At 69.9% G+C, this 20,716-nt stretch carries 18 protein-coding genes and 2 pseudogenes; 7 read left to right on the top strand and 13 right to left on the bottom strand.

Features of this window, described 5'->3' with window-relative positions:
* Positions 1–11 precede the first annotated feature (11 nt).
* The 5 genes and pseudogenes from DA06_RS03555 to DA06_RS03535 all read right to left on the bottom strand — a co-directional run bounded on the left by DA06_RS03555 (position 12) and on the right by DA06_RS03535 (position 5,199).
* A complete protein-coding gene (locus DA06_RS03555) occupies positions 12–191 on the bottom strand; it encodes a serpin family protein (RefSeq protein ID WP_052436333.1) in 180 nt (59 codons plus the stop codon).
* A 2-nt stretch (positions 192–193) separates the two neighbouring features.
* Positions 194–1,303 (bottom strand): serpin family protein, encoded by a 1,110-nt coding sequence (locus DA06_RS03550; protein WP_418606867.1) that lies wholly within the window; start codon positions 1,301–1,303, stop codon positions 194–196.
* A gap of 204 nt (positions 1,304–1,507) precedes the next feature.
* Positions 1,508–3,622: an aconitate hydratase gene (locus DA06_RS03545; RefSeq protein ID WP_418606866.1), complete on the bottom strand. Its 2,115-nt coding sequence runs from the start codon at positions 3,620–3,622 to the stop codon at positions 1,508–1,510.
* Between the two features lie 103 nt (positions 3,623–3,725).
* A pseudogene (locus DA06_RS03540) lies at positions 3,726–3,953 on the bottom strand (aconitase family protein); the annotation flags it as partial.
* Between the two features lie 655 nt (positions 3,954–4,608).
* Positions 4,609–5,199: a methyltransferase gene (locus DA06_RS03535; protein ID WP_418606865.1), complete on the bottom strand. Its 591-nt coding sequence runs from the start codon at positions 5,197–5,199 to the stop codon at positions 4,609–4,611.
* Positions 5,200–5,305: 106 nt separating this feature from the next.
* Here DA06_RS03535 and DA06_RS03530 point away from each other — a divergent pair, with 106 nt between their 5' ends.
* Together DA06_RS03530 and DA06_RS03525 are read left to right on the top strand one after the other, a co-directional pair.
* Positions 5,306–5,617, top strand: a complete 312-nt coding sequence (locus DA06_RS03530) for a hypothetical protein (RefSeq protein WP_052437061.1) — start codon at positions 5,306–5,308, stop codon at positions 5,615–5,617.
* A complete protein-coding gene (locus DA06_RS03525) occupies positions 5,614–6,153 on the top strand; it encodes a hypothetical protein (RefSeq protein ID WP_418606864.1) in 540 nt (179 codons plus the stop codon). The genes DA06_RS03530 and DA06_RS03525 overlap by 4 nt, the downstream gene beginning before the upstream one ends.
* Before the next feature lie 1,296 nt (positions 6,154–7,449).
* On the opposite strand, the gene DA06_RS03520 is transcribed toward DA06_RS03525, so the two are convergent.
* Positions 7,450–8,118 (bottom strand): flavodoxin, encoded by a 669-nt coding sequence (locus DA06_RS03520; RefSeq protein WP_043497299.1) that lies wholly within the window; start codon positions 8,116–8,118, stop codon positions 7,450–7,452.
* Between the two features lie 196 nt (positions 8,119–8,314).
* On the bottom strand, positions 8,315–8,737 hold the full coding sequence (locus DA06_RS03515; protein WP_043497296.1) for a cupin domain-containing protein: 423 nt from the start codon (positions 8,735–8,737) through the stop codon (positions 8,315–8,317).
* Positions 8,738–8,909: 172 nt separating this feature from the next.
* Between DA06_RS03515 and DA06_RS03510 the strand changes: the two are divergent.
* From DA06_RS03510 to DA06_RS03500, 3 genes and pseudogenes are all read left to right on the top strand, one after another.
* A pseudogene (locus DA06_RS03510) lies at positions 8,910–9,756 on the top strand (aldo/keto reductase).
* A gap of 66 nt (positions 9,757–9,822) precedes the next feature.
* A complete protein-coding gene (locus tag DA06_RS03505) occupies positions 9,823–10,860 on the top strand; it encodes an alcohol dehydrogenase catalytic domain-containing protein (protein ID WP_418606863.1) in 1,038 nt (345 codons plus the stop codon).
* 126 nt (positions 10,861–10,986) lie between these two features.
* Positions 10,987–11,364 (top strand): DUF2255 family protein, encoded by a 378-nt coding sequence (locus DA06_RS03500; protein WP_043497316.1) that lies wholly within the window; start codon positions 10,987–10,989, stop codon positions 11,362–11,364.
* A 65-nt stretch (positions 11,365–11,429) separates the two neighbouring features.
* On the opposite strand, the gene DA06_RS03495 is transcribed toward DA06_RS03500, so the two are convergent.
* The 6 genes from DA06_RS03495 to DA06_RS03470 all read right to left on the bottom strand — a co-directional run bounded on the left by DA06_RS03495 (position 11,430) and on the right by DA06_RS03470 (position 17,933).
* On the bottom strand, positions 11,430–12,428 hold the full coding sequence (locus tag DA06_RS03495) for a TIGR03557 family F420-dependent LLM class oxidoreductase (RefSeq protein WP_043497292.1): 999 nt from the start codon (positions 12,426–12,428) through the stop codon (positions 11,430–11,432).
* 394 nt (positions 12,429–12,822) lie between these two features.
* Positions 12,823–14,262 carry a Na+/H+ antiporter gene (locus DA06_RS03490; protein ID WP_418606862.1) on the bottom strand — a complete coding sequence of 480 codons (1,440 nt, stop codon included), beginning with the start codon at positions 14,260–14,262 and terminating at the stop codon, positions 12,823–12,825.
* Positions 14,263–14,289: 27 nt separating this feature from the next.
* The gene (locus DA06_RS03485; RefSeq protein WP_043497290.1) at positions 14,290–14,667 is read right to left on the bottom strand and encodes a DUF2255 family protein; all 378 of its coding nucleotides are present in this window, start codon (positions 14,665–14,667) and stop codon (positions 14,290–14,292) included.
* Positions 14,668–14,700: 33 nt separating this feature from the next.
* Positions 14,701–15,117, bottom strand: coding sequence for a nuclear transport factor 2 family protein (locus DA06_RS03480; RefSeq protein WP_418606861.1), 417 nt, complete (start codon positions 15,115–15,117; stop codon positions 14,701–14,703).
* 2 nt (positions 15,118–15,119) lie between these two features.
* The gene (locus DA06_RS03475) at positions 15,120–16,169 is read right to left on the bottom strand and encodes an NAD(P)-dependent alcohol dehydrogenase (RefSeq protein WP_043497288.1); all 1,050 of its coding nucleotides are present in this window, start codon (positions 16,167–16,169) and stop codon (positions 15,120–15,122) included.
* A gap of 300 nt (positions 16,170–16,469) precedes the next feature.
* A complete protein-coding gene (locus DA06_RS03470) occupies positions 16,470–17,933 on the bottom strand; it encodes an MFS transporter (protein WP_052436326.1) in 1,464 nt (487 codons plus the stop codon).
* A 158-nt stretch (positions 17,934–18,091) separates the two neighbouring features.
* Between DA06_RS03470 and DA06_RS03465 the strand changes: the two genes are divergently transcribed.
* The gene (locus tag DA06_RS03465; RefSeq protein ID WP_043497286.1) at positions 18,092–18,994 is read left to right on the top strand and encodes a helix-turn-helix transcriptional regulator; all 903 of its coding nucleotides are present in this window, start codon (positions 18,092–18,094) and stop codon (positions 18,992–18,994) included.
* Between the two features lie 218 nt (positions 18,995–19,212).
* Complete coding sequence (locus DA06_RS03460) at positions 19,213–20,658, top strand: MFS transporter (RefSeq protein WP_418606860.1); 1,446 nt, start codon at positions 19,213–19,215, stop codon at positions 20,656–20,658.
* Positions 20,659–20,716 lie beyond the last annotated feature (58 nt).

Genomic DNA, 20,716 nt, shown 5'->3' with positions numbered 1-20,716 from the left:
TGCCGGGCGCTTCACCGGCGGGGATCGGCGATCGCGCCCATGAACAGCGGCCAGCCGGTCTCCAGATGCACGATGCGCACGGCGAACGGCCGGTCGACGGACATCACCACCGGGTCCGTCGGGCCCGTGGCGGAGCCCGCCTCCGCACCGACCTCCGTCGCGGCCGCCGCCACGGTGCCGTCCTCGTCCACGGTCAGGGTCGTCTGGTGCGCGACGCGCCGACGAAGAGGTCGGGCGCGATGCCCGTCAGGTCGGCGCCCGGGTAGGAGAAGAGCACCCCGAGGCCGAGGTCCGTCAGCGGCGGCACGAGGTCCGCCGAGGTCTGGACGTCCACCTTCGGCAGGTGCAGCTGCACGTCGGTGGCGGCGGGGCCCGCGAGCTGGTCGTCGAGGGCCTGCCACTCCTCCGCGGACAGCGCCGGCTCCCGTCCCGGCGCGGGCAGGACCACGTCCAGGGCGAACGCCTCGGTGTACCGCAGACGCACCGCCTGTGCGCCACCGGCCTCCGTGTAGGTCGCGAGCACCTGCTGGGTCATCGTCTCGGCGGAGACCTCCTCGCCCGAGCCGAGCGTGAACGGCTGCTCGGTGGTCAGCTCGGCGACGAACGGGTCCTGCCAGCGGGCGGCGAGCAGGACGGCGTTCTGGAGCACGAGCACGAGCGCGGGGTCCGGCCGGACGGAGGAGGCGTCGATCCGGCCGCCCGTGTGCTCCCGCACCCAGGCGTCGAGCGCCTGCTTGCCCGAGGAGTCGGACAGCTCGGCCACACGGACCCCGGCACCGTAACCGCGTGCGAGGCTGTCGAGGTAGGCGGGCTCGACCTCCCGGCCCTCGTCGACGACGACGCCGTTCGCCACGTGGAGGAGCGGACGCTCCGGCAGGTCGGCGTCGTCGACGCTCCGGGGATCGCCGTCGTACTCCAGCACCGCGGACTGGAGGGCGTTGTAGGCGTCGGTGCGCGCCTCGCCGGCGACGCCCAGCGCACGGTCGAGGACGGTGGCGCTCTCGCCGCGCGCGCCCTCCGCCAGCATCGCGAGGGCCAGCGTCACGGAGGCGGGCGAGATCACCCGGTTCTGTCCCGCCTCGCCCGCCATGACGAGAGCGGCCCCGAGCTCCGTGGTGGCGACGACGGCGTCCGGCACCCCGACCGTCTCCTCGACGGCGACGGTCTCGTGCTCGACGTCGGAACGCAGCTCCACGCCGGCGTCGGCGGCGCCGCACGCGGTCAGCACGGCACCCGCCCCCAGGACGACCGCCACCGCCGCTCGCGCTGGTCCGACGGCCGGTCGACCGCGGTGTCGTGCCATGTGGTGACACTACGGGCGACGCCGGGGCCGGGGGGCGCGAGGAGGGATGTCACGATCCCGTATCGGTGCGGGGTCCGCCGCGGGTGCGGCGCCACACCCTCCGCTCCCTGGCCCTGACCGGGGCCGGAACGGGGGGCGGGCCCCGTCCCGGTGCGGGGACGGGGCCTGCCCGGCGGTGCGCCGCCGTCGCCGAGCCCAGGAGGGTCAGGCCGCCTTCACGAGCGAACGAAGGACGTACTGCAGGATGCCGCCGTTGCGGAAGTAGTCCGCCTCGCCGGGCGTGTCGATGCGGACGACCGCGTCGAACTCCACCTTCTCGCCGTTCTCCTTGGTCGCGACGACCTTGACGGTCCTCGGGGTGGCGCCCTCGTTCAGGGCCGTCACGCCGGAGATGTCGAACGTCTCGGTGCCGTCGAGGCCGAGCGACTCGGCGTTCTGGCCGGCGGGGAACTGCAGCGGCAGGACGCCCATGCCGATCAGGTTCGAGCGGTGGATGCGCTCGAAGCTCTCGGTGATGACCGCCTTGACGCCGAGGAGCGCGGTGCCCTTGGCGGCCCAGTCGCGCGAGGAGCCGGAGCCGTACTCCTTGCCGCCGAGGATGACCAGCGGCACGCCGGCCTCCTGGTACGCCATGGAGGCGTCGAAGATGGTCTCCTGCTCGCCCGTCAGGAGGTTCTTCGTGAACCCGCCCTCGACGCCGTCGAGGAGCTGGTTGCGCAGGCGGATGTTGGCGAAGGTGCCCCGGATCATGACCTCGTGGTTCCCGCGGCGCGAGCCGTAGGAGTTGAAGTCCTTCCGCGCCACGCCGTGCTCGGCGAGGTACTTGCCGGCGGGGCTGTCGGGCTTGATGGAGCCGGCCGGGGAGATGTGGTCCGTGGTGACGGAGTCGCCCAGCTTGGCCAGCACCCGCGCCCCCGAGATGTCCTCGACGGGCGCCGGCTCGGCGGCCATGCCCTCGAAGTACGGCGGCCTGCGGACGTAGGTGGAGTCGTCCTGCCAGTCGAAGGTGTCACCGGCCGGGGTCTCCAGGGACCGCCAGCGCTCGTCGCCGGCGAAGACGTCGGCGTAGTCCTCGGTGAACATGTCGCGGTCGATGGAGGAGGCGATCGTCTGCTCCACCTCGGCGGCCGAGGGCCAGATGTCCTTGAGGAAGACGTCCTGCCCGTCCCTGTCCTGGCCCAGGGGCTCGTTCTCGAAGTCGAAGTCCATGGTGCCGGCGAGGCCGTACGCGATGACGAGCGGCGGCGACGCGAGGTAGTTCATCTTCACGTCCGGGTTGATCCGGCCCTCGAAGTTGCGGTTGCCGGAGAGCACCGACGCGACCGCCAGGTCGTTCTCGTTGACGACGGCCGAGACCTCCTCCGGCAGCGGGCCGGAGTTGCCGATGCAGGTGGTGCACCCGTACCCGACCAGGTGGTACCCGAGCTCCTCGAGGTAGGGCCACAGCCCGGCCTTCTCGTAGTACCCGGTGACGACCTTCGAGCCCGGAGCCATCGACGTCTTGACCCAGGGCTTGACCTGCAGGCCCTTCTCGACGGCGTTCTTCGCCAGCAGCCCCGCGGCCATCATCACGGACGGGTTCGAGGTGTTGGTGCAGGACGTGATCGAGGAGATCACCACGGCGCCGTGGTCCAGCTCGGTCTGCGTGCCGTCCTCCATCGTCAGCGACACGCGCCTCGAGGCGCGGCGCGTGGCGTGCTCGTGGGGGGCAGGCGGGGTGCCGTCGTGGTCGCCGTTGGTGCCGGAGGCGATGGGGTCGGAGGCGGGGAAGGTCTCCTCGATCGACTCGTCGAGGCTGGACTCGGCGATCGCGTCCTCCTCACCGACGTAGTGCGGCAGCACGTCGGCGAAGGCGCCCTTGGCCTCGGACAGCGCGATGCGGTCCTGCGGACGCTTCGGGCCGGCGATGGAGGGCACGACGGTGGAGAGGTCGAGCTCGAGGTACTCGGAGAAGACGGGCTCCCGCGACGGGTCGTGCCACAGGCCCTGCTCCTTGGCGTAGGCCTCGACGAGCGCGACCTGCTCGTCGGAGCGGCCGGTGAGCCTCAGGTAGTCGACGGTGACGTCGTCGACCGGGAAGATCGCCGCGGTCGAGCCGAACTCCGGACTCATGTTGCCGATCGTGGCGCGGTTGGCCAGCGGCACCTCGGCCACGCCCTCGCCGTAGAACTCGACGAACTTCCCGACGACGCCGTGGCGGCGCAGCATCTCGGTGATCGTCAGCACGACGTCGGTCGCGGTGGCGCCGGACGGGATCGAGCCGGACAGCTTGAAGCCGACCACCCGCGGGATGAGCATCGAGACCGGCTGGCCGAGCATCGCGGCCTCGGCCTCGATGCCTCCGACCCCCCCAGCCCAGGACGCCCAGGCCGTTGACCATGGTGGTGTGCGAGTCGGTGCCCACGCACGTGTCGGGGTAGGCGCGGGTCACGCCGTCGAGCTCACGGGTCATGACGCCGCGGGCGAGGTACTCGATGTTGACCTGGTGGACGATGCCGGTGCCGGGCGGGACGACCTTGAAGTCGTCGAAGGCGGTCTGGCCCCAGCGCAGGAACTGGTAGCGCTCCTTGTTGCGGCCGTACTCGATCTCGACGTTGCGCTCGAACGCGTCCGCGCGGCCGAAGACGTCGATGACGACCGAGTGGTCGATGACCAGCTCGGCGGGGGGCGAGCGGGTTGATGCGGGCGGGGTCGCCGCCGAGCTCGGCGACGGCCTCGCGCATGGTCGCGAGGTCGACGACGCAGGGCACGCCGGTGAAGTCCTGCATCACCACGCGGGCCGGGGTGAACTGGATCTCGGTGCTCGGCTCGGCCTTGGGGTCCCAGCCGGCGAGGGCGCGGACGTGGTCGGCCGTGACGTTCTTGCCGTCCTCGGTCCGCAGGAGGTTCTCGGCGAGGACCTTCAGGCTGTACGGCAGGCGCTCCAGCCCCTCGACGGCCGAGAGCCGGAAGATCTCGTAGCTCTTCCCGCCGACGTCGAGCGTTCCCCTGGACTTGAAGCTGTCGGTACTCACTTGTGCTCCTCGGCTCGTGCTGGCGTGCGCGGCGGGGTGACGCTGGGCCACCGCGGTCGTCCACGGGACATGGTCCCACGGCGTCCGCACCGCGGATATCTCGACGTCAAGATAGTTGGTCGCGGTGCGCGTGTCCACCGACACGCCCGCCCCTCGGCGAGCAGGCGCGTGCCGGGCCGGCCGGTTCCGGCCGCCCGGCGCACGACCTCCTGCCCGGCAGCGGCGTTCAGGCCCGCTCGAGCGTGGCGACGACCTCGAAATGGTGGGTGTGCGGGAACAGGTCCAGGCCCGTCACCGCCCGTGACGACGTAGCCCCCCGTCCCGGGCCGCGGCGAGGTCCCTGGCGAGCGCCGCCGGGTCGCAGGCGACGTGGACGATCCGCGCGGGTGCCAGCTCGGTGATCGCGCGCATCACCTTCGTGCCCGCACCGGCCCGCGGCGGGTCGAGGACGACGACGTCGCAGCCCGCACCGCCCTCGCGGACCGTCTTCGGGCGCACGAGGCCCGTGCCGAGAGCGACGTTGGGATGGTCGTGGAGGTTGCGGCGGGCGTCCTTCACCGCCGTGGCGGAGCCCTCCAGCGTGACGACACGGCCGTCCTCCCCCACCGCGCGGGCGAGCGGGAGCGAGAGCAGCCCCGCCCCGGAGTACAGCTCGAGGACCGCCTGGCCGGGCTCGGGCCGGGCCGCGTCGAGCACGGCGCGGACGAGCGCCTCGGCGGCCGGACCTGCGCCCGGTGACCCGCCCGGCGGCGACCGGCCTGGCGGTGCGCTCATGGCGGCCGTGAGTGCCGGCTGCCCCCCGAGGTACGGCGTCCCCAGCACCTGGCCGCGCGGGCCGTGGTACGGGGTGGACCCGGGCTGGCGCCGACCCTTCGAGGTCATCGCGCTCCGCGAGCACGCTGGCCGGCTCACCGTCATCAGGGGCCACCGTCGGCTCACATACCTGCACGCCGGACTGCACATCCCCGGTCGGCCGGACCGGGTACCCGTGCGCATCGAGTTTCGAGCGGAACCGACATGGGAGACGTACGGCCTTCCGCCGGAGGACTATCCGGCGGTCTATGCCGACGACGGCGACTCCCCGCATCGCATGCCTGACGATGGCCTGTGCCTGTTCTATCCGGGTGACCTGCCGTGGCGTCGATGGCGCTCCCGCGTGGACTTCTTGGACGGGCTGTTGCGCATCGTCTACGACCACCTGTGCGCTGAGCACATCTGGCGGGAGACCGGCGGACATGACGGTGGGGTGTGGGTGTTGGACGAGGCCCCGCACGGGTTCCCAGCGAGGGAGGCGGCGTGATCGTTCGCGAGCCCTTAGTGGTGACCGTCGAGACGGCCTGGTTGTTCTGGGGGTTCGGACCGCTTGAGGTAGCCACAGTCGTGGCCGCGGTACTGGGCGCTCTGATCGCGGCCCTGGTCGTGGTGGCCGGCTACCGCCAGCAGAAGAACGCCACCAGGCGCGAGGAACGCGTCACGGTGTACGCCGAGGCGCTGCGCGCGGTCGAGGACTATCTCGAGTCGCCTTACCTCATCATGCGCCGCGACGGGGCCCACCAAGCCCGCATGGACCTGGTTCGGCACGTGAGCGACATCCAATCCCGCCTCGCCTTCCACCGTGCCTGGCTCCAGATCCACGCCGCCTCCGAGACGTCCACGGCGTACGAGGAGCTCGTGCTCTGCGCCAAGGCCGAGGCTGGTAAGCAGATGACCGACGCGTGGCGCTCTCGACCGACGCGCCGCGATCGGGATGTTCCGCTGGCTACGCCGCTGCCACAACCGCGATCGGCCGCGGCCAAGACCAAGGTGGTGGAGGCGATGCGCAAGGAAGTCGGCTAACACCCTGGCGGCCAGGCCGAGACGACAGTCCTCGCTGATCAGAAGTCCATGTTGACGACCTTAACGAGCGCGAATCCGTGGGAGCGGAGGGAAGCCCTCAAAGTTCTCCCTCTGCCAATGGCAGACCGCGCCTGCTGTCAGCAACACCGCCACATGCGTCACCGGCTGCACCACCAGGCCGACTAGCAGGCCGATCTGCACTCCGATCGACAAGCCGGCCATCCAGTTAGGACCACTGCGACCAGTGCGATGACCACCGCGGCTAACGTCGCACCGATCAGCGCGCCAACACAGATGCCGACGGCCAGGAGCCGCCCGAGCAAGCGGAAGTTCGCCATCGAAGCGAGCGCCTGGGCCGTCATGCGGTCACCGTATCCGCACCGGCTCTATGGATTGGTGCCGCGCGAAAGATTGGTCGAGAGGGGCGGGGGTACTTCAAGTGGCAGCGGATGCTGCAGTCAACCGTGTTGCATAAACGTTGGTTGCGACACCTTGCTCGTGCGCTTTGAGATGCACTGTCACGTCAACTGGCAGCGAGACGTGTTGAGTAAGGGGCGGTAGTAGCAGAGTCCGTTCTCAACACGCGCCCGTCGCGTCCTGCGGTCATGGCGCGCCCGTTCGACCATGCTTGGCGAATGACCCGTGATGTGTTGTGCGCCTTCTGCGGAAAGACAGTCGACGACGTCGCACTGGACCCGTGTGCGCTCATCGTTGTGAGCAAGTGGAGTTCGGAAGAGACGGAACAGCGGAGCAGCAGTTCTTCACACACGCACAATGTCTGCTCGACCGTTTGCACCCCGACGTCAGTAGCGACGCTTACGTCTTGGACCCACACAGCGATCTGTACAGACCTGCCCAGTGAGAACGGGCTGCTCTGCATCTGGGAAGATCTTGCTCTCGCGTGATCGATTCTCTGGCCTGCTAGCTACTTCCTGCGACTCCCCGCTCCTTGACTGGTCGAGCCGGATATTCATGAGGCGGTCACTAGCCTTCGGTGCCGAGACGCGATCCTGAGACGCTCAGCGCGCAACGGTCACGCAAAGGGCCCCGGCTGCCGTTGGTGTGCCGGGACCGTTTCGCGTCGAGCTCACGCGTTACGGCGTCACTTCCTGGCGTTGGGGTTGGCCTTTACCGCGGACGCGCAATGGGCCTGGGTTGGGATAGCCGAGGCGGCAGCCGGCCGCCCGGCTGGGTCTTTCCGACCAGGACGTTGGCGAGCCCCTCGGGGACCATCCGATTCGCCGGAGTCGAGCACGCCCATCCCTCGATGGAGTGGGCGTCGTAGGCAGGTGGAGGTCATCGCCCCGCCAACCCGGATTCGGTGAGCCACTGGGTTACTACTTTGCCTGCGTCTGTCGCCTCTTCGCCCTGGACTGCCAAGCCTTCGGCGACCGTCGCGCCTCGGTAGAGCTCGGCGTAGTCTGCGAAGACGCGGCCCCCGCCGAGGGCGTAGGTCACGAACGGATGGATCGTCTTTCCGGACAGGTCCGCACCGTCGAGGAAGGTACGGATGATCATCGGTGCGCGAGTGTTCCATACTGGACAGCCGAGGATGATCGAGCGATAACGACCGAGGTCGGGCAGGTTCCCAGCGATTTTCGGCCTCGCGTCCGCGTCCTGTTCTTGGCGGTTGCGCTCGACGGTCGCGGCGTAGTTGTGGGGGTACGGCTGCTCGGGCTCGATCTCGAAGATGTCGGCATCGACCTGCGCGGCGACCATCTCTGCGATCACCTTGCTGTTGCCGACCTCAAGGTCCTTGCGATCGCCGTACCAGTAGTTCTCCCCGGGGCGGGAGAAGTAGGCGAGCAGGACTGTGGTTGCGGGTCGGTCGGTGCTCGTCTCGGAGTTGCCGGTCCCTGGTTGCGGCGCGGAGCCGCGGGCGCAGGATGCCATCGCCGTGGTGGCAGCGCCGAGGCCGAAGGCTACCGCGCCGCGCAGTACGGTTCGGCGCTCGAGTGAACGCATGCCTGTGCTCTTCCCTTCTGAGGTGGTAGTGCCGCGGCCTATAGAGGTCCTCACCCCAAGGTGAGGGTGAGCACGACCTTGTCTGCTGGCGCCAGCACGTATGGAACTCGCGTCCTTCCAGGTCGCGCGGGAGCGGTCTGCGTGGTTGAGGCATCTCGACGCTGGACGGCGTTCAAGGGACCAATGAAGCGTGGCGTCACGACTGTCGATCGTGTGCTTTTCCGGTCTGGTACTCGTCGTCGGTGACGTGCTCGAGCCAGGTGGTCGTGGCGGCGGAATCGCCGGCGTTCTCCAGCATGGCAAGGTGCTCCATGAAACTGTCCGGAGCGGCACCGTGCCAGTGTTCTTCGCCAGCCGGGCAGTAGACGGTCTGGCCGGGGTGAAGCTCGACCTTCGCGCCGCCGCGTGACTGGACCCAGGCGATGCCCTGGGTGATGTGCAGCGTCTGGCCTCGGGCGTGGGAGTGCCAGGCGGTGCGGGCCCCAGGAGCAAACCTGACGAAGGCCACGACCATTCGTTGCCCCTCCTCACGGGGCAGGGCGATAGGGTCCACCCAAACATCTCCCGTGAACTGTTCCGGCGGGTTCTTCGTGGTCGGCGTGCGTGGGTCGATGTCCATCTCGAGTGCTGCTCCGGTCGTCGGGACGCGCTGGCCGTTTCACCGTAGGTCCGCACCGAGGAGCGTGGGGGGCACTGGTAGTACCCGGCTGAGCAGGGCCTCCCACACCTGCGACGGCGGTACCTAGCGTGGTGGCGTGACCCCCACACTGACACTGAACAACGGCATCGAGATGCCCGCTCTGGGCTTCGGCGTGTTCCAGACCGCGCCGGGGGGAGACCGTCGCTGCGGTCGAGACGGCGCTGCGTACCGGTTACCGGCACATCGACACCGCTGCCGCCTACGGCAACGAGCGCGAGGTCGGGGAGGCGATCCGTCGCTCGGGCGTGGACCGGTCGCAGCTGTTCGTCGAGACGAAGATCTGGATCAGCGACTACGGCTACGACGCCACGCTGCACGCGTTCGACAAGAGCGCGGGCAAGCTGGGTGTTGACCAGATCGACCTGCTGATCCTCCACCAGCCGCTCCCGACACGGTTCGACCTGACGATCGAGGCGTACCGCGCGCTCGAGACCCTCCTGGCCGCGGGCAAGGTCCGCGCGATCGGCGTCAGCAACTTCATGCCTGACCACCTCGGATACCTCCTGGGAGCCACCACCGTGGTGCCCGCGGTCAACCAGATCGAGTCCCACCCGTACTTCTCCCAGCGCGAGGTGCTCGCGGCGGACGAGCGGCACGGCATCCTCTCCCAGGCGTGGTCGCCCATCGGCGGCATCACGTTCTACTACGACGGCGAGGGCGGCAGCACCCTGGAGGACCCGACGATCGCCCGCATCGCACAGGAGCACGGCAGGACACCGGCCCAGGTGATGCTGCGCTGGCACCTGCAGCACGGGCGCTCGGCAATCCCGAAGTCGGTCAAGCCCCACCGGATCGCCGAGAACTTCGACGTGTTCGACTTCGAGCTGACCGACGCCGAGCTCGCCGAGATCGACGCCCTCGACACGGGCGTCCGACGCGGCCCGGAACCGGCCTCGCTCACCCTCGAGAACTTCGGCATGGACATCCCCGAGGCGTGAGCCGCTTCTGCGTTCACCCCGCGGGCGCAGCCCGCTGATCAACCCGATCGTGAGGAAACAGACTTAATGCGAGCAACACTGATGTACGGCGCCGGCGACGTCCGCGTCGAGAACGTGCCCGACCCGATCATCTCCGAGCCGACCGACGCGATCGTGCGCGTGGTGCGGGCCTGCGTGTGCGGGTCGGACCTGCACCCCTACCGCGGGATGCCGGCCGGGTCCGGCCCGGCCCCGATGGGCCATGAGTTCATTGGCGTGGTCGAGGAGACCGGCTCGGACGTCTCGACGGTGAAGAAGGGCGACTTCGTCCTCTCACCGTTCGCGTTCAGCGACAACTCCTGCCCTTTCTGCCAGGAGGGCTTCCACACCTCCTGCGTCAACGGCGGCTGGTACGGCGCCGGTGGCGTGGGCGGCGGCCAGGCGGAGGCGATCCGCGTCCCTCAGGCCGACGGCACCCTGGTGGTCGCACCGGCGGGCGCGGGCGAGGACCTGTACCCGTCGCTGCTCGCACTGACCGACGTCTATCTGACCGGTTACCACGCCGCCTACATGGGCCGGGTGCGCCCCGGTAGCACCGTCACCGTGATCGGCGACGGTGCGGTCGGTCTCTCGGCCGTCCAGGCCTCGCGCCGGCTGGGCGCCGAGCGCATCATCCTGATGGGCCGTCACACCGCGCGCACCGATCTCGGCCGGGAGTTCGGTGCGACCGACGTCGTCGCCGAGCGCGGCGAGGAGGGCGTTGCGAAGGTCCTCGAGCTCACCGGTGGCGAGGGCAGCCACATCGTGCTGGAGGCCGTCGGTCACCTGCCGGCGTACGAGCAGGCCTACGGCATCGTGCGCCCCGGCGGCGTGATCAGCCGCGTCGGCGTGCCGCAGTACGAGGAGGCTCCGATCGGGTTCGGCTCGCTCTTCGGCAAGAACGTCACCCTCAACGGTGGTCCGGCCCCGGTCCGGGCGTACATGGACCAGGGCATCGCCGACGTCCTGGACGGTCGGATCGATCCGGGCAGGGTCTTCGACCGCATCGTCGACCTCGACGACGTGGCCGACGCCTACCGCGCGATGGACGCGCGCGAGTCGCTCAAGGTGGCTGTCACGCCGTGACCTGAGATTGCGGGGGGCCGGGAGACGACGCGTCTCCCGGCCCCTTGGCCCGCCCTTTGGGTCGCCGTCCGCATGTTTTGCGACCGTGTACCCCGACCACCTCCAGAACCCAGAGGATCTTTCGTGATGACCGTGTGGACCGAGCAAGAACTCAACAGGATCGGGAACGCCGAGGAGCTCCAGATCGCCTCCCGACGCAAGGACGGCACGATGCGCAGGTACGTGACGATCTGGGTGGTCCGTGCGGGGCAGGACATCTACGTCCGTTCCGCCTACGGCAAGGACAACCCCTGGTTCGTCCGGGCGCTGGCCAGCGGAGAAGGGCGCATCCGTGCCGGCGGCGTCGAACGTGACGTCGCGTTCGAGCGGCCCGAGGAGGACGTGCACGCCGCGATCGACGCCGCCTACCACGCGAAGTACGACCGCTACGGTCCCGCGATCGTCGGCTCGGTCACCGGACCTGACGCGGTCGGCACCACTCTCCGCGTGGTGCCTCGCACGTAGAGGAAGATCCGAGGTCGAATCGCTGCGCCTGTCGGCCGGTGGAGACGACGTCACGCGAGCTCTGGTCAGGCGGTGAGCTTGGGCAGGACGTCGCGGCCGAAGACCTCGAGCCACTCGCGCTGGTTGCGCCCGACGTTGTGCAGGTAGATCCGGTCGAAGCCGAGGTCGACGTAGCGCTGGATCTCGGCCCGGTGCTCGTCGGGGTCGGCGGAGATCACCATGCGGCCGGCGAAGTCCTCCTCCCGCACGAGCTTGGCCATCGCGGCGAAGTCGAAGGGCGATCGGATGTCCGCCTTGGGGAACCTCATCCCGCCGTTGGGCCACTGGTCCATCGCGTTGGCGAGCGCCTCCTCGTCGGTGGGCGCCCAGGACAGGTGCAGCTGCAGCACCTTCGGCATGGCGTCGGCGTCCTTGCCCGCCTCCTTCGCCCCGGCGGCGAACTTCTCGAACAGCCCGCCGATCTTCTCCAGCGGCGCGCCCACCGTGATGAGCCCGTCGGCGTGCCGGCCGGCCCGCTTCGCGGTCACCGGGCCGCCGGTGGCGACCAGGATCGGCGGTGCCTCCTCGGGCATCGTCCACAGCCGGGTGGACTCGAGCTTGTAGAACGTGCCCGCGTGCTTGGTGTCCTTGCCGGCGAGGGAGTTGGTGAAGAGCTTGCGGATGATCTCGATCGCCTCGAACATCCGGTTGATCCGCTCGGGCGCCTCCGGCCAGTACCCGGCGACGACGTGCTCGTTCAGCGCCTCCCCGGACCCCAGGCCCAGCCAGTGCCGGCCCGGGTACATCGCCGCGAGCGTCGCGGACGCCTGGGCCACCATGGCCGGGTGCCACCGGAACGTCGGCGCCGTCACCCCGGGCCCGAGGTCCCCGCGGGTGCGCTCGGCCACCGCGGTCAGGACGTTCCACACGAAGCCGGCCTGCCCCTGCGTCGGCGTCCAGGGCTGGAAGTGGTCGGCCGCCATCACCCCCGAGAACCCGTGCTCCTCCGCGAGGGCCGAGTACTCCACGGCCTCCATGGGCGCGAACTGCTCGAGGGCTGCGGCGTAGCCGATCGTCGATGTCACGACGTGTGCCTTTCTCTCTGAAGCCGCCAGACGCCTGCTGTAGGGCGGGTCCTGACTTTCCGGGGAGTTCGGGCTGGCGGTGGCTGCATACGGAGCCCGTCCCTGCCCTCTGGGTAGTGCTGGGGTGGACGGCGGTCGTCCGGGTCGGGTGCGTTAGTCGAGTGGTTCGACACCGGTGAGACGGAGCTCCTCGATGTCGAGCTGTGTCTGGATCTGGCGAGCGACGGCGTCATCGATCGTGCCCTCGCGTCTCAGCCGTTGGAGGACCTCGCGTTTGTGGTCGAGAACGGCCAGGTGCAAGCGTGAGTACTGCTCGTTGCGGGTGAGCAGCGAGGGTTCCTGTCCTCTGGCCGGTCCGGGCTCCGGGGCGGCGGTATCGGTTGCGAGTCCGGTCTCAGGCTCTGGCGCGGGGGCGCCCGCGGCCGCAACGTCGTGGGCGGGGGGGAGTCGTCGGGGTGTCGACAAGGTGGAGATGATCTCGGTAGTGGTTCGCGAGTCGGTCGCGCACCTCATCGCTGACCTCGTGCTGCGCCGCGAGCTCGGGAAGCGCCGCGACGCCGGCCTCGGTAATGGCGCGTTCGGCGAGCCGCAGCTCTTCGGTCTGCGTGGTATCGGCCGGAAACCGCGCCCACCGTACGACAGCGGGCAGAAGTGGCCCTTGAAGGACCAGCGTCATGACGATGACCCCGGCGGCCACGAAGATGATGTCGTCCCGGCCCGGGAACGGTTGGCCGTCTGCCAGCGTCGTCGGCACGGACAGGGCGATGGCCAGGGAGACCGCGCCACGGAAGCCGGCGAACGCACTGACCACCCGCGCCCGGTAGCTCATCCGACGCGCCCGCTGGGACGGGCGCCGGTCGAGGAACCGGATGAGCGCGACGGTGACGGTCTGGAAGACGAACCGGACGATGGGCAGGGTGAGCCATACGGCCACGATCACCGCGAGGAGGCGCCAGGCTCGGGCGGCGGTGATCTCGTGGGCGATCGCCTGAACCTCGAGTCCGACGAGGACGAAGAGCGAGCCGTTGAGGAGGTAGGAGCCGAGCGGCCATGTCGACTCGGTCTGCCGCCGGGAGGCGGCCGTGCTGATGTGGGGTGCTGCGAAGGAGACGAGCAGGCCGGCGACGACGACCGCGAGCACGCCCGAGGCGCCGATCAGCTCGGCGAGAAGGTATGCGACGAAGGGGATGAGGAGCAGTGCGATGTTGATTGTGGTCGCGTCGCCGATACGGCGCAGGGCCAGATACGCCGCGCCCGCTACGACGGCTCCGGCGGCGATGCCACCGAGGTAGGAAAGCAGCACCATTCCGGTGATCTCGAGCGGCGTGAACGTGCCCCCGGTCGCGACCCCCACGGCGATGGCGTAGAGCACGAGCGCGGTGCCGTCGTTCGTCAGGCTCTCGGCCTTGAGGAGCATGAAGTTGCGGTGCGGCAGGGTGCGGCCCAGTGCCGCGACGGCGGTCGCGTCCGGCGGCGCGACGGCGGCACCGAGGATGAGTGCGGCGTTCCAGGGCATGCCGAACAGGGTGGCGATCCACGCCACCGCGAAGGCGGTCGCGACAACGAGCAGCGTGCTGAGGATGACGATGCCGCGGAGGTCGCGCTTGATCGAGCGCAACGACGTGGTCAGGCTCTCCCAGAACAGCATCACCGGCAGGAAGAGCAGCAGGACGGTCTCCGGTGGCAGCTTGATCTCGCGCAGGGCCGGGACGGCACCGAGCGCCAGTCCCAGCACGAGCAGCAGCAACGGCGCCGCGATCCGGAGCCGTGGTGCCAGCACCGCTCCGGCGAAGACGGCCAGGCCCAGCGTCACCGTGGTCTCGAGTCCGTCCATGATCGGTTCTCCTTCTGAGGCTGAGCGTCAGTCGCGTGGCATGACGCGGAGCGTGGTTTGGAGGACGTCCGGTCCGGTGACCGCGCCCACGGGAGCCGGGCCGTAGCGGTCGTACTTCGCGTGGTACGCGGCGTCGACGTCATGGCGCACGCCGGGGTCGGCGAGCTCGAAGGTGACGTCACGCTCGACGCCGCCGGAGCGGATGCGGCCGGTACCTGCTGCCATGGCGCGCCGGAACCAACCGTTGTCGGGTCCGTGGGCGGAGCGGATGTAGACGGCATCGCCCGAGCGGACGTGCCAGATGGTCACGTACCGCCGGAGCGTCCCGTCGGGACGTCGGGAAGCGACCTGAAGTTCGCGGGCGTCGCCGACCCGCTCGAGCTCGTCGTGCGTCCAGCTGGTCATGTCATTCCTCTTGTCGTCAGCAAACCTGGTGGCTCACCAGGTGGAGGCCACGGTGCGGGCCGCCAGCCAGTTCTCGCCGTCGTGGGTGAAGGTGATGCGCAGCTGCAGGCGCCAGGTGCCGTGAGCGCCCCAGATGGTTGCCTGGGTCAGCGTGCGGACCGTGAGCTCGGGGTGCTCGCCCCCGGGGGCGACGCTCACCTCGACGTCGCGGACGTCGTGGTAGGTCATCCAGCCAGAACGGACGTCGGTGAGCCACTCCGTCTTCGGCTGCACGTAGCCGGTCATGTGGGTCAGCGTGAAGTCGTCCTGCAGGAGGTCGCCGAGGGCGTCGGGATCGGCGGCGACCATGGCGCGGCGTTGTCCCTCGTAGTTGGCGCGGAGCGCGGCGGCGATGTCGTCGCGGCGATCCATGCCCTCCGGGTCCCTGCGACTGATTCCGGTGTCTGTCATGGTCACTCCAGGGTCGCGGCGTCGATCACGAAGCGGTAGCGCACGTCGGACCGGAGCACACGGTCGAACGCCTCGTTGATGCGGTCGGCGCTGATGAGCTCGACGTCGGCGGTCACGCCGTGCTCGGCGCAGAAGTCGAGCATCTCCTGCGTCTCGCGGATCCCGCCGAACTGTGAGCCGGCGAGCGTGCGCTCGTTGGTCAGGACCGAGAACACGTTCAGCGGCAGCGTCTCCGTCGTCACGCCGACACTCGCTAGCGTGCCGCGCAGGCGCAGCAGGCCGAGGTAGGCGTTGACGTCGATCGGTGCACTCACCGTGTTCAGGACGATGTCGAACGTGTTCGCCAGCGTCGAGAAGGTCGACTCGTCTCCCGTGGCGAGGTAGGCGTCCGCGCCCAGGTCGAGGGCGTCCTGACGCTTGGACTCCGACCGTGACAGCACGGTCACCTCTGCGCCCATGGCCTTGGCGATCTTGACGCCGAGGTGGCCCAGGCCGCCGAGGCCGACGACGGCCACCCGCTTACCGGGACCGGCGCCCCACCGCTTCAGCGGCGCGTACACGGTGATGCCGGCGCACAGCAGCGGCGCCGCGGCGGCCGCGTCGAGGGACTCGGGCACACGGACCACGAAGTCCTCGTTCGCCACGATCATCCGGGAGTACCCGCCCTGGGTGAAGGACCCGTCACGGTCCTCGTTGCCGAACACGAGGGTATGCCCGTTCAGGCAGTACTGCTCCTCGCCCCGTCGGCAGTTCTCGCACTCACGGCAGGAGTTCACCATGCACCCGATGCCGACACGGTCACCGATCTGGTGGCGGGTGACCTCGCTGCCCACCTCGGTGACGATGCCGACGATCTCGTGACCGGGCACCAGCGGACTGACGGGCAGCGGCCCGAAGTCTCCGCCGGCGAAGTGGATGTCTGAATGGCAGATGCCGCAGTAGAGGATGTCGAGCTTGACGTCGTGCGGGCCGACGTCGCGGCGCTCGATCTCGACGGGGCCGAGCGGCTGCCCGGCCTGCGGCGTTCCGTAGGCGTTGATGGTGGTGGGCATGTCTTCTCCTTCTGGGGATGCTGGCTGATCTGCTGGTGGGGTTGGCCGCCGCTCAGGCGGCTTTGGTGAAGTGGGCCGGCAGGAGCCTGTTGCGGGCGCTCCGGTGGTCCTGCCGGTACTGGCGTGCCCATCGCGCACCGACGCGTCCGCGGCCGTGGCAGGCCTGGCACTCCTCTGCGGGTGACTTGAAGTCGGGCAGGGAGGCGGGCCGTGGGGCCGGGCCGGTGTCTCGGACCAGGCCGAGCCCGGAGCAGGCGGGGCAGGTTACGGTGGTGTTGCGTCGCACGGAACTCCTACGGGTCAGCGAGTCGGGGTGAGGGCCGGCGCCTGTTCGACGGGGTGGTCCGCGTCGGGAACGGGGCGTCGACGGAGGTGCGTAGGGACGATGACCGTCACCACGACGAGGAGCGCGGCGGCCAGCAGGACAGAAGCGCCGGTCAGGGCGGTGCTGACGTGCGCGGTGATCTCAGCGCCATCGTCTGGGCCGTCGGTGCCGGCGTGCGCGGAGACGGCGACGAGGATGCCCAGCCCGAGGGCCGTTCCCATCTGGTGAGCAGTGTTGACCAGGCCGGACGCTGCCCCTGCGTCCTCGGCCCGGACGCCGACGATGCCTGAGCTGGTCAGCGGGGCGAACGCCAGGCCCTGACCGGCGCCGATGAGGAGCATCGGAAGGGCGACCGCCGTGGCGTAGGTGTCACCGACCTCGAGACGGCTCAGCCACGCCATCCCGACCAGGGTCAGCGTGACACCGGCAGCCATGAGGGCAGCACCGGGCATGCGGCTGCTCAGCCGCGGGACCGCCATCGCCACGATGAAGTTGACCACCGTCATCGGGAAGAAGCCGGCACCGGCCTGCAACGGGCTGAAACCGAGCACGTCCTGCAGGTACTGGGTGGTGAAGAAGAAGAAGCCGATCATCGCCCCCAGGTAGAGCATCCGGGCGACGTAGGCGCCGCTCCGCTCCCGGCTGCGGAAGAGCCGCAGCGGCATGATCGGGTGCTCGGCCCGCGACTCGTGCACGACCAGCACCGTCAGCAGGACCACGCCGACGGCGAGCCCGCTCACGGTCACCGGGGACACCCAGCCACGCGTGCCGGACTCGATGATCCCGAAGACCAGCGAACCCATGCCGAGGGTGGTGAGCAATGCGCCGGGGCTGTCGAAGCGGCCGTGGCGTCGCTCGGTCTCTGCGAGGACGCGGGAGGCGACGACGATCATGGCGACGGCGATCGGCACGTTGACGAGGAAGGCCGCCCGCCAGGACACCCACTCGGTGAGCGAGCCGCCGACCACGAGGCCGAGGCTGGCGCCGATGCCGGCCGTGGCGCTATACCACGCCACCGCCCGGGCGCGGGCCTGCCCCTCGAAGTGGGCGGTGATCAGAGCCAGGGACGTCGGGGCGACGATGGCCGCGCCGATTCCCTGCAGGGCGCGCGATGCCACCAACCACGATCCGGTCGGAGCCAGGCCGATGAGCAGCGAGGCAGCCCCGAAGATCGCCAGGCCGATCACGAACAGCCGGCGCCGGCCGACCAGGTCGCCGGCTCGGGCGCCGAGAAGGAGCAGCCCGCCGAAGACGAGGGTGTACGCGTCCTGCACCCAGGACAGGGCGGCCGTCGTCAGACCCAGATCGGTGCGAATGCTCGGCAACCCGGTGAACACGACGGAGTTGTCCAGCAGGATCATGAAATAGCTGACGAGGATGATGGCGAGGATGGTCTTGGGGCGGCCGGACCGCTCCGTGGCGTCCTTGGTCAGTCGCATGCGGGATTCCTTCGTGTGCTGGATGGCTGTCGAGCCGTGATGCCAGCAAACGCCTTCCGGAGCCGGGCTGGGAGTCCCTCTCCATCCGGGTACGGCCAGTACCTCCCTCGATGCCACTGCCCGCCCTACCGTTGAAGGGCAGAGACACGGAGGTAGGTATGGGAAAGGTCGATCACCGCGCCGAGGTACGCGAGTTCCTCGCCTCGCGACGGGCGCGCATCACTCCCGCGCAGGCCGGGCTGCCCGCGTACGGCGGGAACCGGCGCGTCGCCGGACTGCGTCGGGAGGAGGTGGCGATGCTCGCCGGTGTCTCCGTCGACTACTACGTGCGGATGGAACGCGGGAACCTCGCCGGCGCCTCCGAGAGCGTGCTGGATGCGGTGGCGGGCGCACTTCGCCTCGACGAGGCGGAGCGTGAGCACCTCTTCACCCTCGCCCGCGCGGCAGGACAGCCGAAGCGGCGGCGCCGCACCCCGGCCAGCGTGCGACCGGCGGTCCAGCAGGTGCTCGACGCGATCACGGATGCGCCCGCATGGGTGCGCAACGGCCGCCACGACATCGTCGCGATGAACCAGCTCGCCCGCGCCCTCTACGCCCCGGTCCTCGCCGACCCGCGTCGCCCCGCGAACACCACCCGGTTCGTCTACCTCGACCCCGCGGCACACGAGTTCTTCGTCGACTGGGAGCGGATCGCCAACGACGCCGCCGCGATGCTCCGCCTCGAGGCCGGCCGTAACCCCCACGACCCCGCGCTGATCGAGCTCGTGGGCGAGCTGTCGACCCGCAGCGAGCTCTTCCGGCAACGCTGGGCCTCCCACGACGTGCAGTACCACCGCAGCGGCCGCAAGCGCCTGCGCCACCCGGTCGTCGGCCAGCTCGACCTCGACTTCGAGTCCATGGAGCTGCCCTCCGAGCCCGGCTTGGTGCTCAACGTCTATACCGCTCAGGCCGGCTCGCCCACGGCGGACGCCCTCAAGCTCCTCGCCTCCTGGGCAGCCACGCAGGAGGCCGAGGAACTGACCGAGCAGCCCGGTGCGAGCCTCGAGGAGTACCGCGGCTGACCCGCTGGTAGTCCGCCATCCACCTCGGGCAGCAGGGCCCCCGAGATGGACGGCGACCTCGCGCCCGGAGCCGTGATTGGCGAACGCCTCGCGATCCGCGGTGAAAGCGCGGCCGACGCTGACACCGAATCGACCAGTGGCTCAGCGCGCGGGCCTTGACAGGAAGCTGGTCCTGCCCCCCCCCCCGGCTGAACGCCTTGCAACCGGAGGGGCGACGCATGGCGCGGAGCTGCGACGTCGCGGGCCGTCCATGCACCCTGCGCCGCCTCGAGGAGCTCATGACCCACCACTCGGACCATCCTCGACCTGGAGCCGCCGTGACCCGCACTCATCGCAGCCCCCGAGCGGCGCTCGGCGTCGCCATGCTCGGGTTCTTCGTGGTCGCCCTGGACTCCCAGGTCGTCAACGTCGCCCTGCCCACCATCCGGGAGAACCTGGGTGGCAACCTCTCCGGCCTGCAGTGGGTGGTCACCGGGTACACCCTCAGCTTCTCCGCACTGCTGCTGTTCGGCGGGACGTTCTCCGAGCGCATCGGTGCGAAGCGTGCCTACGGCGTCGGCATGGTGGTGTTCGTGGTCGCGTCCGCGATGTGCGGGCTGGCCCCGAACCTGCCGGTGCTGACCGCGGCACGCGTGCTGCAGGGCGTGGGGGCCGCGCTGGTCACCCCGACCTCATTGGCTCTGATCCGCCAGGAGTTCACCGATGCCGCAGCTCGCACCCGCGCGATCGCCTATTGGGCGATGGGCGGCTCGGTGGCCGCCGCGGCCGGACCAATTCTCGGCGGCGCGCTGGCCGAGCTGGACTGGCGGTGGATCTTCTACCTCAACCTGCCCGTCGGGTTGCTCGCACTGCTCGTGCTGGCCTTCGTGAGCGGCTCACCGCGGTTGGTCGTGCCGTTCGACGTCACGGGCCAGGTCTCGGCCGTGCTCGCCCTGGCCGCGTTCACGTTCGCTGTGATCCAGGGCGCCGACCTCGGTTACACGAGCAACCCGGTCCTGGTCGCTTACGTCTTGACCGTGATCGGCGCCGTGGTGTTCTGGCGGTCGCAGGCTCGTGGCGCATACCCGATGGTGCCCCTGGACCTGTTCCGGTCCCGGCAGGTCGCAGTGACCCTCGCCGCTGCGTTCATGGGCATGGTCGGGTTCTACGGCCTGGTGTTCGCCCAGAGCCTGTACTTCCAGACCGGTCGGGGAGCGGACGCGCTGACCACCGGCCTGCTCTTCCTGCCAATGACAGGGCTCGTCGCGGTCCTCAACCCGCTCGCTGCCAGGACCGCGCTGCGGTTCGGTCCGGTCGTGCCGATAGTCGGCGGGCAGCTCGTCATGGTCGCCGGCCTCGTCGCTCTCGCCCTGACGCCGTCCACGGCCAGGCTGTGGGTCGTGGCTCTGCTGATGGTGCCGGTCGGGGTCGGCGGGTCATTCACCGTGCCTCCGCTGACCTCGATGCTGCTGGACGCGGTGCCCGCCGAGCGCGCCGGCACCGCCTCTGGTGTTCTGAACACAGCCAGGCAGGTCGGCGGCTCCCTCGGCGTCGCGGCCGTCGGTGCCGTCTTGGCCTCCCAGGCCGACCTCATCACCGGTCAACGCATCGCGATGTTCGCCCTCGCCGCCGTCGTCACGGTGACCGCGGCGCTCAGCCTGACCTTGCGCCGACCCAACCTCTGACCAACCCGGCCCGAACGTCTTCGAGACGCAGACCAGACCCCTCGGTACGCGAATGGGG

Source organism: Georgenia sp. SUBG003, assembly GCF_000715355.2.
GTDB lineage: Bacteria > Actinomycetota > Actinomycetes > Actinomycetales > Actinomycetaceae > Georgenia.
The sequence above is the reverse complement of the archived record's forward strand: the minus strand, read 5'-3'. Positions and strand labels throughout refer to the sequence as shown.

Bases quoted from the DNA above. Each gene is read 5' to 3' on its own strand.
- DA06_RS03550 (WP_418606867.1), bottom strand. From the start codon at position 1,303: ATGGCACGACACCGCGGTCGACCGGCCGTCGGACCAGCGCGAGCGGCG.
- DA06_RS03545 (WP_418606866.1), bottom strand. From the start codon at position 3,622: ATGCTCGGCCAGCCGGTCTCGATGCTCATCCCGCGGGTGGTCGGCTTC.
- DA06_RS03535 (WP_418606865.1), bottom strand. From the start codon at position 5,199: ATGACCTCGAAGGGTCGGCGCCAGCCCGGGTCCACCCCGTACCACGGC.
- DA06_RS03520 (WP_043497299.1), bottom strand. From the start codon at position 8,118: ATGCGTTCACTCGAGCGCCGAACCGTACTGCGCGGCGCGGTAGCCTTC.
- DA06_RS03515 (WP_043497296.1), bottom strand. From the start codon at position 8,737: ATGGACATCGACCCACGCACGCCGACCACGAAGAACCCGCCGGAACAG.
- DA06_RS03505 (WP_418606863.1), top strand. From the start codon at position 9,823: ATGCGAGCAACACTGATGTACGGCGCCGGCGACGTCCGCGTCGAGAAC.
- DA06_RS03500 (WP_043497316.1), top strand. From the start codon at position 10,987: ATGACCGTGTGGACCGAGCAAGAACTCAACAGGATCGGGAACGCCGAG.
- DA06_RS03490 (WP_418606862.1), bottom strand. From the start codon at position 14,262: ATGGACGGACTCGAGACCACGGTGACGCTGGGCCTGGCCGTCTTCGCC.
- DA06_RS03485 (WP_043497290.1), bottom strand. From the start codon at position 14,667: ATGACCAGCTGGACGCACGACGAGCTCGAGCGGGTCGGCGACGCCCGC.
- DA06_RS03480 (WP_418606861.1), bottom strand. From the start codon at position 15,117: ATGACAGACACCGGAATCAGTCGCAGGGACCCGGAGGGCATGGATCGC.
- DA06_RS03475 (WP_043497288.1), bottom strand. From the start codon at position 16,169: ATGCCCACCACCATCAACGCCTACGGAACGCCGCAGGCCGGGCAGCCG.
- DA06_RS03470 (WP_052436326.1), bottom strand. From the start codon at position 17,933: ATGCGACTGACCAAGGACGCCACGGAGCGGTCCGGCCGCCCCAAGACC.
- DA06_RS03465 (WP_043497286.1), top strand. From the start codon at position 18,092: ATGGGAAAGGTCGATCACCGCGCCGAGGTACGCGAGTTCCTCGCCTCG.
- DA06_RS03460 (WP_418606860.1), top strand. From the start codon at position 19,213: ATGGCGCGGAGCTGCGACGTCGCGGGCCGTCCATGCACCCTGCGCCGC.